Genomic DNA, 12,861 nt, shown 5'->3' with positions numbered 1-12,861 from the left:
TTGATATTAACTTTTTCACATCGTTATTCCATTGAGTAACTACTCATTCCAATTCGTAATTTCATTCGGTCTAAGCCGCCCCCTATAGTCCCTCTATTCCTCGTTGTTAGTGAGTTGTTGCCTGTGGACTATCTGCCCTTATTTGCCGCGATTAAAGAGAAACCGGTGCTGGTTGTTGGCACGGGTGAAATTGCCGATCGCAAAATCGCGTTTTTGCAACGTGCGGGGGCGCAGGTGCGGGTAGTGGCAGAAGCGGATTTTGACGAATCACAAATCGACAGCGTAGTGCTGGTAATAGCGGCGACCGAAGATCGCGACCTGAACCGTCGTGTTTCCGACGCCGCTCAGGCCCGTTACCGCCTGGTGAACGTGGTGGACGACCAGCCGTTATGCTCGTTTATCTTCCCGTCGATCGTTGACCGTTCGCCGCTTCTGGTGGCGATCTCCTCCGGCGGTACTGCTCCGGTGCTGGCGCGCGTGCTGCGGGAAAAAATCGAAGCACTGCTGCCGACAAGCCTCGGGCGCATGGCGGAGACAGCCAGCTACTGGCGTAACCATCTGAAGACCCGGCTGACCAGCGTGGCGGAACGTCGTCGCTTCTGGGAGCGGGTGTTTCGCGGCCGCTTTGCCAGCCTGATGCAGGCCGGCGATGAGACGGCGGCGCAGAAAATTCTCGAAGACGAACTGGACAACCCTGGCAGTACGAACGGGGAGATCATTCTGGTGGGCGCGGGGCCGGGCGATGCCGGGCTTCTGACGCTGCGTGGCCTTCAGGTGCTGCAGGACGCGGACGTGGTGTTCTACGACCATCTGGTCACCGACGGCGTGCGCGAGCTGATCCGTCGCGACGCGGAGCAGATCTGCGTCGGCAAACGGGCAGGCGAGCACTCTGTGCCGCAGCACGACACCAATCAGATGCTGATTGCTGCCGCCAAAGCGGGCAAAACCGTGGTGCGTCTGAAAGGGGGCGATCCGTTTATCTTCGGACGCGGCGGAGAAGAGTTGCAGGCGGCAGCCGAAGCGGGCGTGCCGTTCCAGGTGGTGCCTGGCATTACGGCGGCATCAGCAGTAACGGCCTATGCCGGTATTCCGCTGACCCATCGCGATTATGCGCAGAGCGTCACTTTTGTGACCGGGCACTACAAGGCCGACAGCACGCCGTTTGACTGGTCGCATCTCGCCCAGAGCCGGCAAACGCTGGCGATATACATGGGCACGATGAAAGCCGCAGACATCAGCGAACAGCTGATTCAGCACGGTCGCGAGGCAGCGACGCCCGTTGCCGTGATTTCTCGCGGCACCCGCGTCGATCAGCATGTTGCTATCGGCACATTACTCGAACTTGCAGACCTGGCGAAAGATGCCCCGATGCCCGCCCTGATCGTGGTGGGGGAAGTGGTACAGCTGCACAGTACGCTCGCCTGGTTTCAACATACTACAGACTCAGAGGGGTTTGGTTCCTCTGTGGTGAATCTGGCTTAAGGAACGGTTATGGACCAAAAACGACTTACTCACCTGCGGCAGCTCGAAGCGGAAAGTATCCATATTATCCGCGAAGTGGCAGCCGAATTTTCTAACCCGGTGATGATGTATTCCATCGGTAAAGATTCCAGCGTCATGCTGCATCTGGCGCGTAAAGCGTTTTATCCGGGTACGCTGCCGTTCCCGCTGCTGCACGTCGATACCGGCTGGAAATTCCGCGAAATGTACGAATTCCGCGACCGTACCGCAAAAGCTTACGGCTGCGAGCTGCTGGTGCATAAAAACCCGGAAGGGGTGGCGATGGGCATTAACCCCTTCGTGCACGGCAGCGCCAAACACACGGATATCATGAAAACCGAAGGGCTGAAGCAGGCGCTGAACAAATACGGCTTTGATGCCGCCTTCGGCGGCGCGCGCCGTGACGAAGAGAAGTCTCGTGCTAAAGAGCGTATCTACTCTTTCCGCGACCGTTTCCACCGCTGGGATCCGAAAAACCAGCGCCCGGAGCTGTGGCACAACTACAACGGCCAGATCAACAAAGGCGAAAGCATCCGCGTTTTCCCGCTCTCCAACTGGACCGAGCTGGATATCTGGCAGTACATCTATCTGGAAAATATCGAGATCGTTCCGCTGTATCTGGCGGCTGAGCGTCCGGTGCTCGAGCGCGACGGCATGCTGATGATGATCGACGACGATCGCATCGACCTGCAGCCGGGCGAAGTCATCAAAAAACAGATGGTGCGTTTCCGTACCCTCGGCTGCTGGCCGCTGACCGGCGCGGTGGAATCCAACGCGCAGACGCTGCCGGAGATCATTGAAGAGATGCTGGTGTCGACCACCAGTGAGCGACAGGGGCGCGTGATTGACCGCGACCAGGCAGGCTCCATGGAGCTGAAGAAACGTCAGGGTTATTTCTAAGGAGCCGCCATGAACACCACTATTGCTCAACAAATTGCCAACGAAGGCGGCGTGGAAGCGTATCTGCACGCGCAACAACACAAAAGTCTGCTGCGTTTTCTGACCTGCGGCAGCGTGGATGACGGGAAAAGTACCCTGATTGGTCGCCTGTTGCACGATACACGCCAGATTTACGAAGATCAGCTCTCTTCTCTGCACAAGGACAGCAAACGTCATGGTACCCAGGGTGAAAAACTCGACCTGGCGCTGCTGGTGGATGGTTTGCAGGCGGAGCGCGAGCAGGGCATCACCATCGACGTGGCCTATCGCTATTTCTCAACGGAGAAGCGCAAATTTATTATCGCCGACACCCCGGGGCACGAGCAGTATACCCGTAATATGGCGACAGGCGCGTCGACCTGCGACCTGGCGATCCTGCTGATCGACGCCCGTAAAGGCGTGCTGGATCAAACCCGTCGTCACAGCTTTATCTCCACGCTGTTGGGGATCAAACACCTGGTCGTGGCGGTCAACAAGATGGATCTGGTGAACTTCAGCGAAGAGAAATTTGAGGAGATCCGCCAGAGTTACCTGACCTTTGCCGAACAGCTGCCGGGTAATCTGGATATCCGCTTCGTGCCGCTTTCCGCGCTGGAAGGCGATAACGTCGCCTCCCAGAGTGCGAATATGCCGTGGTACAGCGGCCCGACGCTGCTGGAAGTGCTGGAGACCGTTGAAATTCAGCGCGTGGTTGATACCCAGCCGATGCGCTTCCCGGTGCAGTACGTTAACCGTCCAAATCTCGATTTCCGCGGCTTCTCCGGCACGATTGCCTCCGGCTCCGTGAAGGTGGGACAGCGTGTCAAAGTGCTGCCCTCCGGCGTAGAATCGGCAATCGCGCGCATCGTGACGTTCGACGGCGACCTGCAGGAAGCCGGGGCAGGGGAGGCAGTCACCCTGGTGCTGAAAGACGAGATTGATATCAGCCGGGGCGACCTGCTGGTCGACGCGCAGGAAACGCTGGCAGCCGTGCAGGGCGCGTCTGTGGATGTGGTCTGGATGGCGGAACAGCCGCTGACGGCAGGCCAGAGCTACGACATCAAAATAGCGGGCAAGAAAACTCGCGCCCGCGTGGACGGCATTCAGTTCCAGGTGGACATCAACAATCTCACCCAGCGTGACGTGAGCGAGCTGCCGCTGAACGGTATTGGCCTGGTGGATCTGACTTTCGATGAGCCGCTGGTGCTGGATCCGTATCAGCAGAACCCGGTAACGGGCGGCCTGATCTTTATCGACCGTCTGACTAACGTCACCGTCGGTGCGGGGATGGTTCGTGAGCCAAACGAGCAGGCGACCGTCGCCTCTGAATTCAGCGCCTTCGAACTGGAGCTGAACGCGCTGGTGCGTAAGCACTTCCCGCACTGGGGCGCCCGCGATCTGCTGGGAGGCAAATAATGGCCGCACATGATGAGAACGTCGTCTGGCATCCTCATCCGGTCACCGTCGCGCAGCGTGAGCAACTCCACGGACATCGTGGGGTTGTGCTGTGGTTTACCGGGCTGTCTGGCTCCGGTAAATCCACGGTAGCGGGCGCGCTGGAAGAGGCGCTGCATCAGAGGGGCGTGAGCACCTACCTGCTGGACGGGGATAATGTCCGTCATGGTCTGTGCAGCGATTTAGGCTTCAGCGACGACGACCGCAAAGAGAATATTCGCCGGGTGGGAGAAGTCGCCAGCCTGATGGCGGATGCCGGGCTGGTGGTGTTAACGGCGTTTATCTCGCCGCATCGTGCTGAGCGCCAGATGGTGCGTGAGCGCGTGGGGCAGGATCGCTTTATCGAAGTGTTTGTCGATACGCCGCTGGCGGTCTGCGAAGCTCGCGACCCGAAAGGGCTGTACAAAAAAGCGCGTGCCGGCGAACTGCGCAACTTCACAGGAATTGACGCGGTTTACGAAGCGCCTGAATCGCCTGAGATTCACCTGGAAGGTCAACAATTGGTAACAAATTTAGTAAGCCAATTATTAGACCTGCTCAGACGGGACGATATTATCAGATCCTGAGGCGGTATCGTTCGGGAGCTGTCTTTCCGAACGATGAGTCACGGTCACAGGATTAGCTATGCGCAACAGTGAAAACTACATTATCACCACCGGGTCGGAGCCGCTCGCGACCGACGACGAAACGACCTGGTCATTTCCCGGGGCCATTATTGGCTTCGTCTCCTGGTTGCTGGCGCTTGGCATCCCGTTTCTTATGTATGGCGGCAATACGCTGTTCTTCTTCCTCTACACCTGGCCTTTCTTCCTGGCGCTGATGCCCGTCGCGGTTGTCGTCGGCATTGCTTTGCACTCCCTGTTCAATGGCAGACTCCTGTATAGTGCCGTGTTCACTATCGCCGCCGTAGTCATCATATTTGGGCTGCTATTTTTATGGCTGATGGGTTAACTTGCGGCATAATTAAAACCCCAGAGTAGAGTCCAGCGGAAAGTTATGGGATGATGAAGCCGTTTTTTCAGGGGGCAGGATGGGTAAACTAACGCTGCTGTTGCTGGCTTTGCTGATTTGGCTGCAATACTCGTTGTGGTTCGGTAAGAACGGACTGCACGACTACAGCCGGGTGAGCGATGACGTCGCGGCTCAGCAGGCAACAAACGCCAAACTTAAGGCGCGTAACGATCAACTCTTTGCTGAAATTGATGACCTCAATGGCGGGCAGGAGGCGATTGAGGAACGCGCACGCAATGAACTCAGTATGACTAAGCCGGGCGAAACCTTTTATCGTCTGGTTCCGGATGCGTCTAAACGCAATCAGGGCTCAGCACAAAATAATCGATAATCAGGCCCAGGATTACGACATGGCAGCAACTTTTTCGGACGTCTGTGCCGTGGTGCCGGCCGCAGGTTTTGGCCGGCGCATGCAAACAGAGTGTCCCAAGCAGTACCTTTCAATTGGTGATAAAACGATCCTCGAACATGCCGTGGCGGCGCTGCTGGCGCACCCTCGGGTGACGCGAGCGATAATTGTCATCAGCCCCGGCGATGCGCGTTTTGCGCAGCTACCGCTGGCAAACCATCCACAGATTACCGTTGTTGACGGCGGCGCCGAGCGCGCCGATTCCGTGCTGGCGGGCATTCAGGCTGCCGGAGACGCGCCGTGGGTGCTGGTGCACGACGCCGCACGTCCGTGTCTGCATCAGGACGATCTGGCGCGCCTGCTGGCGCTGAGTGAAACCAGTAAAGTGGGGGGCATCCTGGCCGCTCCGGTGCGTGACACCATGAAGCGCGCCGAGCCAGGCAAGCAGGCTATCGCCCACACCGTTGAGCGCGTCGATCTCTGGCACGCGCTGACGCCACAATTTTTCCCCCGCGAATTACTCCACGACTGCTTAACGCGTGCGCTTAAAGAAGGGGCGACCATCACGGATGAAGCCTCCGCGCTGGAGTATTGCGGTTTTCACCCCGAACTGGTTGAAGGACGCGCTGATAATATAAAAGTGACGCGCCCGGAAGATTTACAGCTCGCGGAATTTTATCTTACCCGTTCGACCCATCAGGAGAAGGCATAATGCGAATTGGACACGGTTTTGATGTACACGCCTTTGGCGGAGAAGGCCCAATTATCATTGGCGGCGTACGTATTCCTTACGAAAAAGGTCTACTGGCGCATTCTGATGGCGACGTGGCGTTGCATGCGCTGACCGACGCCCTGCTGGGCGCTGCTGCGCTGGGGGATATCGGCAAGCTGTTCCCGGACACCGATCCGGCGTTTAAGGGGGCAGACAGCCGCGAACTGCTGCGCGAAGCCTGGCGCCGCATTCAGGCCAAAGGCTATACGCTGGGCAACGTCGACGTGACGATCATCGCTCAGGCGCCGAAAATGCTGCCGCATATACCGCAGATGCGCGTGTTTATTGCTGAGGATCTGGGCTGTCACATGGACGACGTGAACGTCAAAGCCACCACCACCGAGAAGCTGGGCTTTACCGGCCGCGGCGAGGGCATTGCCTGTGAAGCGGTGGCGCTGCTGGTGAAGGCCGCCAAATGACGGACTTCGATAACCTGACTTATCTGCACGGTAAACCGCTGGGTTCTGGCATGCTGAAGGCCAGCCCTGAAGATTTCGTGGTGGTTGAGGATTTGGGGTTTGAGCCGGACGGTGAAGGCGAACATATCCTGGTACGAATTCTTAAAAACGGCTGCAATACCCGGTTTGTGGCCGATGCGCTGGCAAAATTCCTCAAAATTCATGCCCGCGAGGTGAGCTTCGCCGGACAGAAAGATAAACACGCCGTCACCGAACAGTGGCTGTGTGCGCGCGTTCCCGGCAATACGATGCCTGATTTAAGCCAGTTTGAGCTGGAAGGCTGTAAAGTGCTGGAATACGCCCGTCACAAGCGCAAACTGCGCCTGGGGGCGTTGAAAGGCAATGCGTTTACGCTGGTATTGCGTGAAGTGTCTGACCGTTCAGACGTTGAAAAACGCCTCAACGCCATCAATGAACGCGGCGTACCGAACTACTTTGGCGCCCAGCGCTTTGGCATTGGCGGCAGTAACCTGCAGGGCGCGCTGCGCTGGGCACAAAGCGATGCGCCGGTGCGCGACAGGAATAAGCGCAGTTTTTGGTTGTCGGCGGCCCGCAGTGCGTTGTTTAATCAGATTGTGAGCGAAAGGCTGAAAAAACCGGACGCGAATCAAGTTGTTGTTGGCGATGCGCTACAATTAGCGGGACGCGGAAGCTGGTTTGTGGCAACGGCCGACGAAATGGCCGATGTGCAGTCGCGCGTGGACGCGAAATCGCTGATGATTACCGCCGCGTTACCCGGCTCCGGTGAGTGGGGGACGCAAGGCGACGCGCTGAGCGCTGAGCAGACGGCTGTCGCCGATGCGCAGGCATTACAATCTTTGCTGGTGCGGGAAAAAGTCGAAGCAGCACGCCGCGCGATGCTGCTCTACCCGCAGCAGCTAAGCTGGAACTGGTGGGATGACGTCACCGTCGAGTTACGCTTCTGGCTGCCGGCCGGTAGCTTTGCCACCAGCGTTGTCAGGGAACTTATCAACACCTCGGGTGATTATGCGAATATTGCTGAGTAACGATGACGGGATCCACGCGCCAGGCATTCAGACCCTGGCGAAGCACCTCCGTGAATTTGCGGATGTGCAGGTTGTGGCGCCCGATCGTAACCGCAGTGGAGCGTCTAACTCACTGACCCTGGAGTCGTCGCTTCGCACCTTTACCTTTGAAAATGGCGATATTGCCGTACAGATGGGCACACCGACCGACTGCGTCTTTCTGGGCGTGAATGCCCTGATGCGACCGCGTCCGGATATTGTTGTCTCCGGTATTAATGCCGGGCCGAACCTCGGCGACGACGTGATTTACTCCGGTACCGTGGCGGCCGCAATGGAAGGTCGTCATCTGGGGTTCCCGGCGCTGGCGGTTTCGTTAAACGGTCACACGCACTACGACACCGCCGCCGCGGTGACCTGCTCGATCCTGCGGGCGCTCGGCCGCGAGCCGCTGCGTACCGGGCGTATTCTGAACATCAACGTGCCGGATCTCCCGCTGGATGAAATTAAAGGCATTCGCGTCACACGGTGCGGCAGCCGTCATCCGGCCGATCAGGTGATCCCGCAGCAGGATCCTCGCGGCAACACGCTTTACTGGATCGGCCCTCCTGGCGATAAGTGCGATGCGGGTCCGGATACCGACTTTGCCGCCGTGGATGAAGGCTATGTTTCCGTTACGCCACTGCACGTAGATTTAACGGCGTATAGTGCGCAAGATGTGGTGTCGGGCTGGCTGGATCGCGCAGGAGTGAACGCGCAATGGTAAGCAAACGTGTACAAACTCTTCTGGAACAACTTCGCGCACAGGGGATCCGCGACGAGCATGTGCTTGAAGCGCTTGCCCAGGTTCCGCGTGAGAAATTTGTAGACGAGGCGTTTGAACACAAAGCGTGGGAAAACGTGGCGCTGCCTATTGGGCAAGGCCAGACGATTTCGCAGCCTTACATGGTGGCGCGCATGACGGAGCTGCTTGAGCTCACGCCCAATTCGCGCGTGCTGGAGATTGGCACCGGCTCGGGTTATCAGACCGCGATCCTGGCGCATCTGGTGCACCATGTCTGCTCCGTTGAGCGGATTAAAGGTTTACAGTGGCAGGCGCGTCGTCGCCTGAAACAACTTGATTTACATAATGTTTCGACACGACACGGTGATGGATGGCAGGGTTGGCAGGCTCGCGCCCCGTTCGACGCCATCATCGTGACGGCAGCCCCGCCTGAAATTCCTGCAGCCCTGTTGTCGCAGCTGGATGAGGGGGGCATTCTTGTTCTGCCCGTCGGCGATGAGCAGCAGCTCCTGAAGCGCGTTCGTCGACGTGGCGGCGAGTTTATTATCGACACCGTGGAAGCCGTGCGCTTTGTGCCTCTGGTAAAGGGGGAGTTGGCCTGAGACTCGGATTTATCCAGGGTTATTAAGGCAAATTCAGCGTATGGTGTGGCGCGAAAGATTCGTGCCATCACGGTAAATTTTAAGTCACTGGTAGTTAACACATTCCTGGGGGATAAATGAGCGCGGGAAGCCCTAAATTCACCATCAGCCGTGTTGCGGCATTATCACTGGTTTCGCTCTGGCTGGCTGGCTGTACAAGTTCTAACAATGCGCCTGCGCCCGTCAGTTCCGTCGGCGGAAACAGCGGTTCCGGTAACACGTCCAGCGGAATGTTGATCACGCCGCCACCTAAAATGGGGACGGCTGCGCAGCAGCAAACACCACAAATTCAGCCTGTGCAACATCCTGTTACACAGCCAATGCAGGTTCAGCCAGTTGAACAGCCTGTTCAGACCCAAAATGGCCGCATCGTGTATAACCGTCAGTATGGGAACATTCCGAAAGGCAGCTATACCGGCGGCAGCACCTATACCGTGAAACGCGGCGATACGCTGTTCTATATTGCCTGGATCACCGGGAACGATTTCCGTGACCTCGCACAGCGTAACAACGTCCAGGCCCCGTATGGTCTGGAGGTTGGGCAAACGCTCCAGGTGGGCAACGCAACGGGTACGCCACTGACGCCTGGCAACACGGTTTCAGCGGCCGATGTGACCGCACAAAATAACAGCGTTAAGCCTGCACAAAAATCCACCACGGTGGTTGCTTCACAACCTGTAATTACGTATTCTGAGGATTCAGGTGATCAGACTGCTAACAAAATGTTGCCGAATAATAAAGGGACTGCGACTACTGTCACAGCACCGGTTACGGCACCTGTGGTTAGCTCTACTGAACCGACTGCAAGCAGTCAGAATGCCAGTTCGTCAATCACTACCTGGCGCTGGCCAACTGACGGCAAGATTATCGAAAACTTCGCCACTTCTGAGGGTGGGAACAAAGGGATCGATATCGCAGGCAGTAAAGGACAGGCTATCATCGCGACCGCAGACGGACGCGTTGTGTATGCCGGTAATGCTCTGCGCGGTTACGGTAATCTTATCATCATCAAACACAATGATGATTACCTGAGTGCCTACGCCCATAACGACACAATGCTGGTCCGGGAACAACAAGAAGTTAAGGCGGGGCAAAAAATCGCTACCATGGGTAGCACCGGAACCAGTTCTACACGCTTGCATTTTGAAATTCGTTACAAGGGGAAATCCGTAAACCCGCTGCAGTATTTGCCGCAGCGATAATTTGACGGGGCATGCCAGCCAGGGTGTCTCGTTCAGGGATCACGGGTAGGAGCCACCTTATGAGTCAGAATACGCTGAAAGTTCATGATTTAAATGAAGATGCGGAATTTGATGAGAACGGAGTAGAGGCTTTTGACGAAAAAGCCTTAGTAGAAGAGGAACCCAGTGATAACGATTTGGCTGAAGAAGAGCTGTTATCGCAGGGCGCCACACAGCGTGTACTGGACGCGACTCAGCTTTACCTTGGGGAGATTGGTTACTCCCCACTGCTAACGGCCGAAGAAGAAGTCTATTTCGCACGTCGTGCTTTGCGTGGTGATGTTGCCTCGCGTCGTCGCATGATCGAAAGTAACCTGCGACTGGTCGTGAAAATTGCCCGCCGTTACGGCAATCGTGGTCTGGCTCTGCTGGATCTGATTGAAGAGGGCAACTTAGGTCTCATCCGCGCAGTTGAGAAGTTTGACCCTGAACGCGGGTTCCGTTTCTCAACCTACGCGACCTGGTGGATTCGTCAGACCATCGAACGGGCTATTATGAACCAGACCCGTACGATCCGCCTGCCGATCCACATCGTCAAAGAGTTGAACGTGTATCTGCGTACCGCGCGCGAGTTGTCCCATAAACTGGACCACGAGCCAAGCGCAGAAGAAATTGCCGAACAACTCGATAAACCGGTTGATGACGTAAGCCGTATGCTGCGTCTCAACGAGCGCATTACCTCCGTTGACACCCCGTTGGGTGGCGACTCCGAAAAAGCGCTGCTGGACATCCTGGCCGATGAAAAAGACAACGGTCCGGAAGACACCACGCAGGACGATGACATGAAACAGAGCATCGTCAAATGGCTGTTCGAACTGAACGCCAAACAGCGTGAAGTGCTGGCACGTCGTTTCGGTTTACTGGGGTATGAAGCTGCGACACTGGAAGATGTTGGCCGCGAAATTGGTCTGACTCGTGAACGTGTTCGTCAGATTCAGGTTGAAGGTCTGCGCCGCCTGCGTGAAATCCTGCAGGGGCAAGGTCTGAATATCGAAGCGCTGTTCCGCGAATAAGCAACCTTTCGTCAAAAAAGGCCCGTCGTGAGACGGGCCTTTTTCTTTTGTGCTATGGCTGCGCCGTTTCGTGCAGCAGACGCCATGTGATCCTGCCATCTTCCTGATTCAGCACTGCGGTTGACCAGCGCACGTTGATAGAGTGATCCGGGCGGGTTTGCGTCTCCCGATAGTGAAGCACCGCGCCATCATCCCAGCTCTGTCGCGTCGATAATTCGTCAATGACGATCTTAAGCCCAGGACGACTTCCGCGCTGGTTATCCAGAAAACGAACAAGCCCGTTGTAGTCTATATGGACCCCACCGGGTGGGATCATCAGAAAATCAGACCGAAAACGGGCGAGCAGGGCGTCGGAATTGCCTTCGCCTTTGCCTAGCCAGTTTTCAAGTGCAATGTGGAGCTCGATAATCTCGTGTTCGAAAGGTGTCATGAATTCTCCTGTCGCAGCTGGGTGAGCACCTGCGTATTGTTAAGACGAAAAACGTACAGTACAGGCAGTAAGGTCATGCCTGCGGCAAAAATAAACATCCCGTGCCACGCGGCGAGCGGGGGTAGCCAGGCCTGCGCAAGGTTCAGGACCTGCGCCAGCAGCAGGGTACCCACAAAAAAGCTCAACTGACGATTAAGATTCCACAGCGCACTGGCATCCGGCATATCTTCCCGGCGCGTTGTCAGAAAAGCGCTGCTCTGAGCCGTGCTGCTGCAAAGACTTCCCCCTGCACCCATCAACACAAACGCAAGGGTGGGTAACAGCGCTGTGCTGGCCGGACTGACGCTCAGTAAAAGCATAACGCCCAGCGCCTGGAGCAGACAGCCTGTGACGACAAGGGGACGAGGACCAATACGGTTAAAATAGCGTCCTGTTGCCGTGATAGCGACAAACGATGCCACAGACCACGGCAGCATCAGCATTCCCGTTGCGCCGGGTGTCATATTGGCCTCGCTCTGAAGGTAATACATACCCGTGACGTTCACACCAATAAATATGCCTGGTACACAGACATAGACCAGCATGGAAAAACGCAAAAGCGGGTCCGCAAGTAAAGGCAGGTTTAGCAGCCGGCTTGCTTTCATCGCGGGCTGTTCGTGTTTAAGCCACAAACAGCCCAGAACAAAGGTCACGATGGCAACCGGGAGCGTGGCGAAAAATATCCATCGCCAGCTTAGCGTTTGCACCAGCACGCCTCCCATAGCAGGGGAGCAGGCGGGGGCAAGCAGTGCGACCAGCATAACCGCTGAGGAGAGTCTGGCTCGCTCGTGAGGCTTAAACTGTTGCCAGGTCAACGCCTGTCCAACGGGAATCAATAAGCCTCCTCCCACCCCCTGTAACACTCGCCAGGCAATCAGGCTTTCCAGCGTGGCAGACAAGCCTGCCGCAGCAGAGGCAGCGCTGAACAGAAAAAGCGAGAGCAGGATGACGCGCTTCGGTCCGATTCGGCGCGTGAGCACGCTGCTAAACGGGATCACCAGCGTCAGACCAGCAATGTACCCGTTACTGACCCAGGCAAGTGCTGAAGGCGTGGCGTGAAAGGCGTGAGCCATTGCCGGAAAAGCAACGCTGGCAATAAACATGTTAATCAAATCAAGAAAAAAGCCCAGCAGATAGACAACGGCGACTTTGCTGCGATAGGTCATGGTGGTTCCTCCCGTGAGGAGGCGTATCGTATCGACGCGCCAGGCACGGATAAACCAGACAAAGCGCGATATACTGTCAAAAATATTTTGACGGTAAAAGG

The 12,861-nt window shown here is 56.7% G+C and carries 15 protein-coding genes; 13 read left to right on the top strand and 2 right to left on the bottom strand.

Features of this window, described 5'->3' with window-relative positions:
* Nucleotides 1–123 precede the first annotated feature (123 nt).
* The 13 genes from cysG to rpoS all read left to right on the top strand — a co-directional run bounded on the left by cysG (nucleotide 124) and on the right by rpoS (nucleotide 11,125).
* Nucleotides 124–1,482 carry a siroheme synthase CysG gene (gene cysG / locus ACOTY9_RS12080; RefSeq protein WP_421637367.1) on the top strand — a complete coding sequence of 453 codons (1,359 nt, stop codon included), beginning with the start codon at nucleotides 124–126 and terminating at the stop codon, nucleotides 1,480–1,482.
* Between the two features lie 9 nt (nucleotides 1,483–1,491).
* Nucleotides 1,492–2,400, top strand: coding sequence for a sulfate adenylyltransferase subunit CysD (gene cysD / locus ACOTY9_RS12075; RefSeq protein ID WP_008499613.1), 909 nt, complete (start codon nucleotides 1,492–1,494; stop codon nucleotides 2,398–2,400).
* 9 nt (nucleotides 2,401–2,409) lie between these two features.
* A complete protein-coding gene (cysN, locus tag ACOTY9_RS12070; RefSeq protein ID WP_348565879.1) occupies nucleotides 2,410–3,834 on the top strand; it encodes a sulfate adenylyltransferase subunit CysN in 1,425 nt (474 codons plus the stop codon).
* Nucleotides 3,834–4,439, top strand: coding sequence for an adenylyl-sulfate kinase (gene cysC / locus ACOTY9_RS12065; RefSeq protein WP_014885032.1), 606 nt, complete (start codon nucleotides 3,834–3,836; stop codon nucleotides 4,437–4,439). Before cysN ends, cysC begins: the two co-directional genes overlap by 1 nt.
* Before the next feature lie 58 nt (nucleotides 4,440–4,497).
* Nucleotides 4,498–4,824 carry a DUF3561 family protein gene (locus ACOTY9_RS12060; RefSeq protein WP_014885031.1) on the top strand — a complete coding sequence of 109 codons (327 nt, stop codon included), beginning with the start codon at nucleotides 4,498–4,500 and terminating at the stop codon, nucleotides 4,822–4,824.
* 79 nt (nucleotides 4,825–4,903) lie between these two features.
* On the top strand, nucleotides 4,904–5,215 hold the full coding sequence (gene ftsB, locus ACOTY9_RS12055) for a cell division protein FtsB (protein WP_008499609.1): 312 nt from the start codon (nucleotides 4,904–4,906) through the stop codon (nucleotides 5,213–5,215).
* 19 nt (nucleotides 5,216–5,234) lie between these two features.
* The gene (gene ispD, locus ACOTY9_RS12050; protein WP_023338756.1) at nucleotides 5,235–5,945 is read left to right on the top strand and encodes a 2-C-methyl-D-erythritol 4-phosphate cytidylyltransferase; all 711 of its coding nucleotides are present in this window, start codon (nucleotides 5,235–5,237) and stop codon (nucleotides 5,943–5,945) included.
* Nucleotides 5,945–6,424, top strand: coding sequence for a 2-C-methyl-D-erythritol 2,4-cyclodiphosphate synthase (gene ispF / locus ACOTY9_RS12045; protein WP_006811766.1), 480 nt, complete (start codon nucleotides 5,945–5,947; stop codon nucleotides 6,422–6,424). The genes ispD and ispF overlap by 1 nt, the downstream gene beginning before the upstream one ends.
* On the top strand, nucleotides 6,421–7,470 hold the full coding sequence (truD, locus tag ACOTY9_RS12040; protein ID WP_023338755.1) for a tRNA pseudouridine(13) synthase TruD: 1,050 nt from the start codon (nucleotides 6,421–6,423) through the stop codon (nucleotides 7,468–7,470). The genes ispF and truD overlap by 4 nt, the downstream gene beginning before the upstream one ends.
* Nucleotides 7,451–8,212: a 5'/3'-nucleotidase SurE gene (surE, locus tag ACOTY9_RS12035; protein WP_014885028.1), complete on the top strand. Its 762-nt coding sequence runs from the start codon at nucleotides 7,451–7,453 to the stop codon at nucleotides 8,210–8,212. Before truD ends, surE begins: the two co-directional genes overlap by 20 nt.
* Complete coding sequence (locus tag ACOTY9_RS12030) at nucleotides 8,206–8,832, top strand: protein-L-isoaspartate(D-aspartate) O-methyltransferase (RefSeq protein ID WP_014885027.1); 627 nt, start codon at nucleotides 8,206–8,208, stop codon at nucleotides 8,830–8,832. The genes surE and ACOTY9_RS12030 overlap by 7 nt, the downstream gene beginning before the upstream one ends.
* Nucleotides 8,833–8,948: 116 nt before the next feature.
* Nucleotides 8,949–10,073 (top strand): murein hydrolase activator NlpD, encoded by a 1,125-nt coding sequence (gene nlpD / locus ACOTY9_RS12025; protein ID WP_014885026.1) that lies wholly within the window; start codon nucleotides 8,949–8,951, stop codon nucleotides 10,071–10,073.
* 59 nt (nucleotides 10,074–10,132) lie between these two features.
* Nucleotides 10,133–11,125 carry an RNA polymerase sigma factor RpoS gene (gene rpoS, locus ACOTY9_RS12020; protein ID WP_008499600.1) on the top strand — a complete coding sequence of 331 codons (993 nt, stop codon included), beginning with the start codon at nucleotides 10,133–10,135 and terminating at the stop codon, nucleotides 11,123–11,125.
* A gap of 52 nt (nucleotides 11,126–11,177) precedes the next feature.
* Here rpoS and ACOTY9_RS12015 read toward each other — a convergent pair whose 3' ends face one another.
* Both ACOTY9_RS12015 and ACOTY9_RS12010 read right to left on the bottom strand, forming a co-directional pair.
* Nucleotides 11,178–11,555 (bottom strand): DUF4440 domain-containing protein, encoded by a 378-nt coding sequence (locus tag ACOTY9_RS12015; RefSeq protein ID WP_348565878.1) that lies wholly within the window; start codon nucleotides 11,553–11,555, stop codon nucleotides 11,178–11,180.
* Nucleotides 11,552–12,760 carry an MFS transporter gene (locus tag ACOTY9_RS12010; protein WP_348565877.1) on the bottom strand — a complete coding sequence of 403 codons (1,209 nt, stop codon included), beginning with the start codon at nucleotides 12,758–12,760 and terminating at the stop codon, nucleotides 11,552–11,554. The genes ACOTY9_RS12015 and ACOTY9_RS12010 overlap by 4 nt, the downstream gene beginning before the upstream one ends.
* Nucleotides 12,761–12,861 lie beyond the last annotated feature (101 nt).

The sequence above is a fragment of the Enterobacter cloacae complex sp. SHL012 genome, from assembly GCF_049237505.1.
Classification (GTDB): domain Bacteria; phylum Pseudomonadota; class Gammaproteobacteria; order Enterobacterales; family Enterobacteriaceae; genus Enterobacter; species Enterobacter kobei.
This window is presented reverse-complemented; position numbering and strand designations above follow the sequence as displayed.

Excerpts from the sequence above, each read along its gene's own strand:
- cysD (WP_008499613.1), top strand. The coding sequence starts at position 1,492 with ATGGACCAAAAACGACTTACTCACCTGCGGCAGCTCGAAGCGGAAAGT.
- cysN (WP_348565879.1), top strand. The coding sequence starts at position 2,410 with ATGAACACCACTATTGCTCAACAAATTGCCAACGAAGGCGGCGTGGAA.
- cysC (WP_014885032.1), top strand. The coding sequence starts at position 3,834 with ATGGCCGCACATGATGAGAACGTCGTCTGGCATCCTCATCCGGTCACC.
- ACOTY9_RS12060 (WP_014885031.1), top strand. The coding sequence starts at position 4,498 with ATGCGCAACAGTGAAAACTACATTATCACCACCGGGTCGGAGCCGCTC.
- ftsB (WP_008499609.1), top strand. The coding sequence starts at position 4,904 with ATGGGTAAACTAACGCTGCTGTTGCTGGCTTTGCTGATTTGGCTGCAA.
- ispD (WP_023338756.1), top strand. The coding sequence starts at position 5,235 with ATGGCAGCAACTTTTTCGGACGTCTGTGCCGTGGTGCCGGCCGCAGGT.
- ispF (WP_006811766.1), top strand. The coding sequence starts at position 5,945 with ATGCGAATTGGACACGGTTTTGATGTACACGCCTTTGGCGGAGAAGGC.
- truD (WP_023338755.1), top strand. The coding sequence starts at position 6,421 with ATGACGGACTTCGATAACCTGACTTATCTGCACGGTAAACCGCTGGGT.
- surE (WP_014885028.1), top strand. The coding sequence starts at position 7,451 with ATGCGAATATTGCTGAGTAACGATGACGGGATCCACGCGCCAGGCATT.
- ACOTY9_RS12030 (WP_014885027.1), top strand. The coding sequence starts at position 8,206 with ATGGTAAGCAAACGTGTACAAACTCTTCTGGAACAACTTCGCGCACAG.
- nlpD (WP_014885026.1), top strand. The coding sequence starts at position 8,949 with ATGAGCGCGGGAAGCCCTAAATTCACCATCAGCCGTGTTGCGGCATTA.
- rpoS (WP_008499600.1), top strand. The coding sequence starts at position 10,133 with ATGAGTCAGAATACGCTGAAAGTTCATGATTTAAATGAAGATGCGGAA.
- ACOTY9_RS12015 (WP_348565878.1), bottom strand. The coding sequence starts at position 11,555 with ATGACACCTTTCGAACACGAGATTATCGAGCTCCACATTGCACTTGAA.
- ACOTY9_RS12010 (WP_348565877.1), bottom strand. The coding sequence starts at position 12,760 with ATGACCTATCGCAGCAAAGTCGCCGTTGTCTATCTGCTGGGCTTTTTT.